We start from the raw sequence: 9,028 nt of genomic DNA, 5'->3' as shown, positions 1-9,028 counted from the left end.
CTCGCGCGCCTGTCGCGACGCTCCCTTGTCGCGGTCATCGTCTTTTTCAGTGTTGCCATTCTGACGGTGACAGCCACGGGGATCGTGTGATGGCCAATCTGCGCGCGCCCTATCTCGCCACGGCAGCCGTCAGCGGCCTGCTTTTCGGCGCCGGCCTCTACGTTTCGCAGATGGTCGATCCGCTCAAAGTCCTGCGCTTCCTCGATTTCACCGCTATCCCCTCCGGCGGCTGGGATCCAAGCCTTGCCTTCGTCATCGTGCCAGCGATCCTCGTCATGTTCATCGCTGTGCGCATCGGCCGCCGTCGCCAGGCGCCGCTGTTCGATGCCGAATTCCACGAGCCAGAGTATAAGCGCATCGACACTCGCCTCGTCGGCGGCGCGGCGCTCTTCGGGGGCGGCTGGGGCATGTCGGGCATCTGCCCGGGGCCGGCCATCTCGCTGATCGCTTTCCCACCCGATGGGCTGTGGTACTTTCTCCTCGCCCTGCTCGCCGGCTCCTATGCCGGCAGCCTCATCGTGCCCAGTGGCCACTCCAAACGTCTTGCGGATGCCAAATGACTGAACAATCAGCAGAAATCATCGTTGTTGGCGGCGGGCTCGCCGGCCTTGCGGCCGCCGTGAGCCTGGCGCGTTCGGGCCATGAGGTGATCCACCTGGCCCCCGCTGCCCCGCCAGATCGGCGCACATCCGCGCTGATGATGCCCAGCGTCGAGTTCCTGCTGTCGTCCGGGCTCATCGATAGTGCGGAAAGCGTCGGTCATCCGCTGACGGCAATTCGCATCATCGACGCCACCCCGCGCCTCATCCGCGCGCCCGAAACTCTGTTTGATGCGCAGGAAGCCGGGCTCGATGCCTTTGGCTGGAACTTTGGCAATGCGACACTGCTGGCCAGTTTCCAGGCTGCGGCGCCAGCAACCGGCCTCACCACCCGCAACGCCGCCGTTACGGCTTATCGGCGTGAGAACGGTCTCGGCATCGTCACCCTCGCCGATGGCAGCACGCTGGCCGCACCGCTCGTGGTCGGTGCCGATGGCAAGAAATCGCTGGTCCGCACCGAGGCCGGCCTGCCTGCCCGCGAAAACAAGTTCGAGGAAGCAGCGCTCGTCTGCGATCTCGATCTCGGTCGCTCCATTGGTGGCACCTCGATCGAGTTTCACTATCCCCACGGCCCCTTTACCCTGGTGCCGGCAGGCGGCAATCGGGCCAATCTCGTCTGGATCGACGAGGAAAAGGTGCTTCGCGAGACGCAGGCCGGTGGTGCGGAAGCGCTGCTTGCCGCCTTCCGCGCCCGCTCGCAGAACCTTTTTGGCAGTATTGCCCTCGCGTCCCCGAGTTTCGTCTTCCCGCTGAGCGTGCTCAGCGTTGCCGAAGCGGGGCGCGACGGTACGGTTCTTGTCGGCGAATCCGCCCACGCCTTTCCACCCATCGGCGCCCAGGGGCTCAATCTCGGGCTCCGCGACGTCGCCGACCTTGTGGCTGTGCTCACCGAAACAGATCGCTCGGCGCCTGACTGGGCTCAACGCGCCAGCGAGGCCTATGCAGCCCGTCGCGCCGGCGATCTGGCGCGCACAGGCACAATGGTGGATGCGCTCTTCCGGTCGCTGCTTGGGGAAATGCTGCCTAGCCAGGCGCTGCGTGCCGGTGGCCTCTGGGCACTGAAGCTCATGCCGTCCCTGCGCCGACAGGCCTTTTCCATCGGCATGGGCCAGCGCTCGGCCTGAGGCCTATTGGTCTGAGCTAAAACAAAAGGGCGCGGCCTCGGCCGCGCCCTTTTTATTTCGTGTCAGCCGAGCTTACTGCTGAGCCGGAGCCGGAGTGCCTTCGGCCGGAGCGGCAGCCGGCGCGCCGGTCTGCTCGGTCAGCTGCTGGCGGAGCTGTTCGGCGCGGTCCTGCAGAACCTGCTCAAGGGCGTTTTCGCCCGAGGTCTGCTGCTGGAACTGGTCGAAGGTCATGGCCGTGTCGCTGTCGTAGGTCGACGTGAAGCCGGCCAGGTTGATCTCGATGGTGAGATCCTGGTTCTGGCGGTTCTTGGCGGTCAGGGTCAGCTTGTTGCCGGCCTTCAGCGAGTTCACGTACTGCTCGTTAATGACGAGCTGCGTAGCGCACGAAGTCGGGTCACAGATCATGTAGGGCACGCGAACGGGCTTGGCGCCATCGATCTGCCAGGTCAGGCCGAAGGGCAGCAGAACCCCGAGCGGCACGGCAGCAACGGCGAGCAGGCGCGATTCCTGGCCCGGATCGTCACGCAGCAGGAAGGAGCCCAGGAACTGGCCATTGGCCAGAACCACCTGACGCATGATGCAAGCCTTCTGACCATCGGGCAGCGGATCGCAAACCTTCAGCCAGTTCTGAGCCGGGCTGTTGGCAGCAGGAGCTGCAGCGTTGGCGGCGGGAGCAGCGGGCGCAGCAGCATCTTGAGCGAAAACCGAGAGCGGCGACATCAGCAGAGCGGCTGCCATCAAACCGGCGACGAGGGGTTTCCTGAATTTCATAGAGTGTCCTTGCCTTCCTTGGCGGTCTCGGCGGCACTCCGCCACCTAGAAACTTACCTGCCCTTCAAGGGCGCAATTCGGGCAATAACATGACCGGAAGCCCTTGCCAAAATATTATGAGGCATCAAGGCAACACGCAGCCCCTTACGCAGCATTTTCTGCCATTTTTGCCAATTTCGCGAGGATCGCCGCCGTTCCCTTGAGCCGGGTTTCCGGCGTGGGCCAATTGCGCGCGAACACGAGTTTCTGATCGGGCTTGATGCGAACCTGGTTGGCGGGATCGCTGACCAGCTTCACCAGCGCGACCGGATTGGGGAATTCGTTATGCCGCAAGGTCAGCACCGCGCCCTTGGGGCCGGCATCGACCTTCTCGACATTGGCCTGACGGCACAGCGACTTGACCAGAATGACCTTGAGCAGCGCCTCGACCTCCTCGGGCAAAGGCCCGAATCGGTCGATCAGTTCGGCGCCAGCGGCATCGATATCCCTGATATCGCTGAGGTCACCGAGCTTGCGGTAGAGCTGCATGCGCAGCGTCAGGTCGGGCACGTAGTGTTCGGGGATCATCACCGGCATGCCCAGCGAAATGCTCGGGCTCCACTCGTTGCGATCCTCGTATTCTTCCTCGCCGCTCTTGAGCGCAGCCACGGCTTCTTCAAGCATCGCCTGATAAAGTTCGTAGCCAACTTCGCGGATATGACCCGACTGCTCGTCGCCAAGCAGGTTCCCTGCCCCGCGAATGTCGAGATCGTGGCTTGCGAGCTGAAAGCCAGCACCGAGACTTTCGAGCGACTGCAGCACGCCCAGACGACGCTCCGCCGTGTCGGTCAATTTTTTGTCAGCCGGCACGGTGAACAGCGCATAGGCGCGCTGCTTGCCGCGGCCGACGCGGCCACGGATCTGATAAAGCTGCGCCAGGCCGAAATTATCGGCCCGATGCACGATCAGCGTATTGGCATTCGGGATATCGAGGCCCGATTCCACGATCGTCGTTGCCAGCAGCACGTCGAACTTGCCGTCGTAGAAGGCGTTCATGATGTCATCGAGCTCGCCCGGCGGCATCTGTCCATTGGCCACGACATAAGAAACCTCGGGCACCTGCACTCGCAGGAACTCGGCGATACCGGGCTGATCCTTGATCTTCGGGACCACATAGAAACTCTGGCCGCCGCGATACTTTTCGCGCAGCAGCGCCTCGCGGATCGACAGCGGATCGAAAGGCGAGATGAAGGTGCGGATCGCGAGGCGATCGACCGGCGGCGTCGCCAGCAGCGAGAGATCGCGAACGCCGGTCAGCGCAAGCTGCAGCGTGCGCGGAATCGGCGTCGCCGTCAGCGTTAGCACGTGCACATTGGCCTTGAGCTCCTTCAGGCGCTCCTTGTGGCCTACGCCAAAGTGCTGCTCTTCGTCGATGATGAGCAGACCCAAGTCCTTGAACTTGATGGACTTACTCAGGAGCGCATGCGTGCCGACGACGATATCGACCTGCCCATCGGCGAGGCCTTCCTTGGTCGCCTTCAATTCATTGGCACTGACCATGCGAGAAGCATGGCGCACCCGCACCGGCAGGCCTTGGAACCGCTCGGAGAACGTCTTGAAGTGCTGGCGGGCGAGCAGCGTCGTCGGCACAACGATGGCAACCTGCTTGCCTGATAGCGCCACGCCAAAGGCTGCGCGCAGGGCAACTTCGGTCTTGCCAAAGCCAACGTCGCCGCACACCAGGCGATCCATGACCTTGCCCGAGGTGATGTCGTCAAACACCGCCTCGATGGCATTGAGCTGGTCTTCCGTTTCCTCATAGGGGAAGCGCGCCGCAAATTCGTCATAGGCGCCAGCATTGATGTCGATGACGTCGGCCTTGACCAGCAAACGCTGCGCAGCAAGCTTGATAAGCTGCTCCGCCATTTCGCGGATGCGCTTCTTGAGTTTGCCTTTTTTCGCCTGCCAGGCGACACCGCCGAGCTTGTCGAGCGTGACCGAGGAGTCGTCGGATCCGTAACGAGTCAGCAACTCGATATTTTCGACCGGCAGGTAAAGCTTGGTGTCGCCGGCATATTGCAGCTCTACGCATTCGTGCGGCGCGCCGCCGGCCTCGATCACCTTTAGGCCCACAAACCGCCCGATACCGTGATCGACGTGCACCACGAGATCGCCGGCCGAGAGCGAAGCCGCCTCGGTCAGCGCATCCGAAGCCTTTTTCTTGCGCTGTGGGCGCAGGATGCGCTCGCCCAGAATGTCCTGCTCGGAGAGGACCAGAAGGTCCTTGGTTTCGAAGCCGGTTTCGAGCGGCAGCACCACCAGCGAGGTGGTCGCGGCACTTGTCGTCTCGGCATCGCGCCAATTCTCGGCCATGCGCGGATTGGTGAGGCCATGGTCCTTGAGCACCTGGACCATACGGTCACGCGTACCGGTACTCCAGCAGGCAACGATCACCCGCCGCCCTTCGCGGCGCTCGGCCATTAGCCGATCCACAACTGCCTGGAACAGATTGACGTCCGAGGCCAACCGCTCGGCCGCAAAGCTCGGCGCGATATGCCCGCCCCAATCATCGCCCTTCTTGGCTTGTGGCGAGAGGAACTGCGAAAGCTGGATCACCGATGCGCCGGCAAGCGCCTGCGGCTGCACATCGATATCGTAGAGCAGTTCCGGCTTGATCGGCTTATAGGGCGCCTCTGCCCCAGCCACTGGCGGCTGCAGCCGCGCCGTTTCGCGCGCTTCGTAATAGTCGGCGATCTGCTCGGCGCGCTCGGCAAAAGCCTCCGCAGCCTGATCGTCGAACACGAATGGCGCATCGCCGACATAATCGGCCAGTCGGTCCATATGGTCGTAGAAGAAGGGCAGCCAATGCTCCGTGCCCGAATAGCGGGAGCCGCCGCTCACCGAGGCATAGAGCGTGTCGTCGACCGTATTGCCGCCGAAAGTGGCGGTGTAGCTCTGGCGGAAGCGGCGAATGGTCTCTTCGTTGAGAATGACCTCGCTCATCGGCGTCAGGTCGACGCGCTTCAACGTACCTGTCGTGCGCTGACTATCGGGATCGAAAGTGCGGATCGATTCAAGCTGGCTACCGAAGAAATCGAATCGCAGCGGCGCATCCGCACTCGCCGGATAAAGATCGACGAGACCGCCGCGCACGGCATATTCGCCGCTTTCGCGCACGGTCGGCACGCGCAGATAGCCATTGTTGGAGGCCCAGGCGATCAGCTTTTCGCTGTCGACCACCCGGCCCACGGCAGCCGAGAACGACATGGTTTCGACCACATCGCGCGGCGGCAGTTTCTGGATCAGCGCATTGACTGCCGTCAGCACCACGGCGCCCTTGGCACTGCTCGTCAAAGCTGCCAGCGTGTTCATGCGTGCCGCAATGGTTACGTTATTGGGCGAGACGCGGTCATAGGGCAGACAGTCCCAGGCCGGCAGCGTCAGGATGGTGTGCCCCGGCAGCATGGCGCCCAGCACCTCGGCCATGCGCTGCATCCGGCGCCCGTCGCGCGCGACGAAAACCAGGCTTGCCGCATCGTCGGGCGCGGCCTTGATCCGCTCCTCGATAAGCCGCGCCAATGCCATGGGCTGCATGCCATCGGGAACATTCGAAATCGTCCGGATCGCCGGCAGCCCAGTCATTTCATTCATTTTTCGATCCGAGCCTGATGGTCGGCCACGACAAGATCGAGAAACGCCCGGTCGACATGCGCCGGCGGATCTTCCTGCCGCATCACCCATTTGAGCAGCGGCGGATCTTCCTCGTTCATCAGCGCTTCAAGCCGATCGAGCGTCGGCGTATCGAAGCCATCGATATTGGCATCGCAGAATGGCCCAAGCACCAGGTCCATTTCCTTGGTCCCTCGGTGCCACGCGCGATAACGCAACCGCTTGCGGCGAATAGCAATGTCCTCACCGGCCGTCATTTCGACATCCATGATTCAGAAGTTTGTTCTCGATTTGGACACTCTCTTACGCGCCTTGAAACGGATTGTCAGCCCTTTGCAAACATTGGTGGCGCAAGTTGATTTCGATCAGTCCGGGGTGCGGCTTCTGCACTACAACTCTGGTGTGCAAGAGGTGATCCATGGCCGTTCCGCAAGACAAGTCCGAGCTTCTAGCTGCCATCGACAAGACGTATGCAGCGCTCAGGCGCGACCTCACCGCGATTTCGCCCGAACGGACCGGCGACAAGACGCTCGAAGGCCATGCCAAGGGCACGATAATGAGCGTCCACGACCTTGTGGCCTATCTGCTCGGCTGGAATCTCCTGGTGCTGAAGTGGCTGGAGCGGGACCGGGCCCAACAGGCCATCGACTTTCCCGAAACCGGCTACAAGTGGAACGAACTCGGCCGCCTGGCGCAGAAATTCTATGCCGACCACGTTGCTCTCAGCTTTCCCGACCTGCTGGCCGCCCTCGATAAGGCCAAGAGTGAGATCGTGGCTGCGATCGAAGCAGAAGACGACGCGAGCCTTTACGGCCGGGCGTGGTACGAAAAATGGACGCTCGGGCGGATGATCCAATTCAACACCGCCTCGCCCTATGCCAACGCGCGGGGACGTCTGTCGAAATGGCGAAAGGCGCAGGGGATCAACTGACCGGGCGCCCTGTTCCTGTCCTGTTCTTTTGTGCCACTCTCGCGCGCAGGAGAATCAGTCAGTGTCGCGTCCCGAAACCCTCCAGCCCCTGTTCCGCTCGCTGCACGCCATCAGGGGCGTGGGCGATAAGCTTGCCGCCCTGCTCACGCGCTTTTTCGGCGCGCCGGAGGGGCAGGAAGCCATTGTCCTCGACATTCTGATGCACATGCCTTCCGGCACAGTCGATCGCCGACGCCAGGTCGGCATTGCCGAGGCCTATCTCAATCAGATCGTCACGCTGAAGCTGCATGTCGACCGCCACCAGGCCCCGCCGCGTGGCCGCGAGCATATTCCGCACCGCGTTTACACACACGACGAATCTGGAGACATGCAGCTTGTCTTTTTCCGAGCCCAAGGCGGCTGGGTCGAAAAGGCTCTGCCGGTGGGTGAAGAGCGCTACGTCTCCGGCCAGGTCGGCTTTTTCAACGGCGAAAAGCAGATCACCCATCCGGACTACATTGTAGAGCCGGAAAAGTTCGCCACACTGCCCCTCGTCGAGCCGGTCTATCCACTGACCAATGGTCTCAGCTCCAAGGCGCTGGCAAAGCTCGTTCGCCAGGCCGTCGAATCGATCCCCATTCTCCCCGAATGGATCGACGCGGCGACAATCGCCGAGCGCAAGTGGCCGACTTTCAGCGACGCCATGCACCGGGTTCACCTGCCGGAAAACCCGGGCGAAGCCGAGCTTTGGGCCCCTGCCCGCCAACGTCTCGCCTATGACGAGTATTTTGCCGGCCAGATCACCCTGCAGCTTCTGCGTTCGTCCATGGTGTCCGAACGTGGCATTGCGCGCGCTTTCAATGGCAGCGTGACGTCCAAGGTTGCGGCTGTGCTGCCGTTCAAGCTCACTGACGGGCAGAACCAGGCGCTCGAGGAAATCCGCGCCGATCTCGCTGCGCCCGAGCGCATGTCGCGCCTTTTGCAGGGCGATGTAGGCTCCGGCAAAACCGTTGTCGCGCTGATGGCCATGGCCGCCATGGCCGAGTCTGGCGCGCAATCTGCGCTGATGGCGCCGACCGAACTCCTCGCCTCGCAGCACTACAAAACCATCAAGCCGATCTGTGACGCTGCCGGGCTTGGCTGCGCGCTCCTCACCGGCAAAATGCCCGCAGCCGAACGCCGCGCCATCCTTGCCGGTCTGGCCGATGGCTCGACCACCATCGCCGTCGGTACGCACGCACTTTTCCAGTCTGGCATTGAATTCAAGGATCTGGGCCTGACGGTCGTTGACGAACAGCACCGTTTCGGCGTCCACCAGCGCCTGGCCCTCTCCGAAAAAGGCCGCCACACCGACCTTCTCGTCATGACCGCCACGCCGATCCCGCGCACGCTGGTTCTCACGCACTTCGGCGACATGGCCGTCAGCGTACTCAAGGAGAAGCCCCGCGGTCGCCAACCGATTGATACCGCGGTTCTGTCCATCAACGACTATGACCGCGTCATCGCCCGTTTGCAGGCCAAGCTCTCCGAAGGCGCCCAGGCCTATTGGGTCTGCCCGCTGGTCGAAGAGAGCGAAACGCTGGAAGTCGTTTCCGCCGAAGACCGCTTCGCGGAACTGCAAAAAATCTTCGGCCTCGAAGTCGCCCTCGTCCACGGCCGCATGTCTGCCGCCGCCAAGCAGGACGTCATGGCCCGCTTCAAGGCCAATGAAATCAAGCTGCTGGTGGCCACAACCGTCATCGAAGTCGGCGTCGACGTTCCCAACGCGACCATCATGATCATCGAGCACGCCGAACGCTTCGGCCTCGCTCAGCTCCACCAGTTGCGCGGCCGCGTCGGTCGCGGTTCCCAGCGCTCGGCGTGCCTGCTGCTCTACAAGGACCCGCTCAGCGAAACCGCGAAGGCGCGCCTCGAAACGATCAAATCGACCGAGGACGGTTTTGAGATTGCCGAACGCGACCTCGAACTCCGCGGCC

The 9,028-nt window shown here is 62.6% G+C and carries 7 protein-coding genes; 4 read left to right on the top strand and 3 right to left on the bottom strand.

Annotated elements, in window-relative coordinates; all coding sequences use genetic code 11:
• Positions 1–89: 89 nt before the first annotated feature.
• Together J0I64_RS06495 and J0I64_RS06490 are read left to right on the top strand one after the other, a co-directional pair.
• On the top strand, positions 90–560 hold the full coding sequence (locus tag J0I64_RS06495) for a DUF6691 family protein (protein WP_291406786.1): 471 nt from the start codon (positions 90–92) through the stop codon (positions 558–560).
• Positions 557–1,723 (top strand): FAD-dependent monooxygenase, encoded by a 1,167-nt coding sequence (locus tag J0I64_RS06490; RefSeq protein WP_291406785.1) that lies wholly within the window; start codon positions 557–559, stop codon positions 1,721–1,723. Before J0I64_RS06495 ends, J0I64_RS06490 begins: the two co-directional genes overlap by 4 nt.
• Positions 1,724–1,795: 72 nt before the next feature.
• On the opposite strand, the gene J0I64_RS06485 is transcribed toward J0I64_RS06490, so the two are convergent.
• The 3 genes from J0I64_RS06485 to J0I64_RS06475 all read right to left on the bottom strand — a co-directional run bounded on the left by J0I64_RS06485 (position 1,796) and on the right by J0I64_RS06475 (position 6,399).
• Positions 1,796–2,494: an invasion associated locus B family protein gene (locus J0I64_RS06485; protein WP_291406784.1), complete on the bottom strand. Its 699-nt coding sequence runs from the start codon at positions 2,492–2,494 to the stop codon at positions 1,796–1,798.
• A 144-nt stretch (positions 2,495–2,638) separates the two neighbouring features.
• Complete coding sequence (gene mfd / locus J0I64_RS06480; RefSeq protein ID WP_291406783.1) at positions 2,639–6,124, bottom strand: transcription-repair coupling factor; 3,486 nt, start codon at positions 6,122–6,124, stop codon at positions 2,639–2,641.
• Positions 6,121–6,399, bottom strand: coding sequence for a succinate dehydrogenase assembly factor 2 (locus tag J0I64_RS06475; protein WP_291406782.1), 279 nt, complete (start codon positions 6,397–6,399; stop codon positions 6,121–6,123). Before J0I64_RS06475 ends, mfd begins: the two co-directional genes overlap by 4 nt.
• A gap of 161 nt (positions 6,400–6,560) precedes the next feature.
• Between J0I64_RS06475 and J0I64_RS06470 the strand changes: the two genes are divergently transcribed.
• Together J0I64_RS06470 and recG are read left to right on the top strand one after the other, a co-directional pair.
• The gene (locus J0I64_RS06470) at positions 6,561–7,073 is read left to right on the top strand and encodes a ClbS/DfsB family four-helix bundle protein (protein WP_291406781.1); all 513 of its coding nucleotides are present in this window, start codon (positions 6,561–6,563) and stop codon (positions 7,071–7,073) included.
• A 61-nt stretch (positions 7,074–7,134) separates the two neighbouring features.
• Positions 7,135–9,028, top strand: a 1,894-nt coding sequence (recG, locus tag J0I64_RS06465; protein ID WP_291406780.1) for an ATP-dependent DNA helicase RecG, incomplete at its 3' end; no start/stop codon positions are given.

This window comes from Devosia sp., from assembly GCF_017307565.1.
In the GTDB taxonomy this organism is placed as follows: Bacteria; Pseudomonadota; Alphaproteobacteria; order Rhizobiales; family Devosiaceae; genus Devosia.
This window is presented reverse-complemented; position numbering and strand designations above follow the sequence as displayed.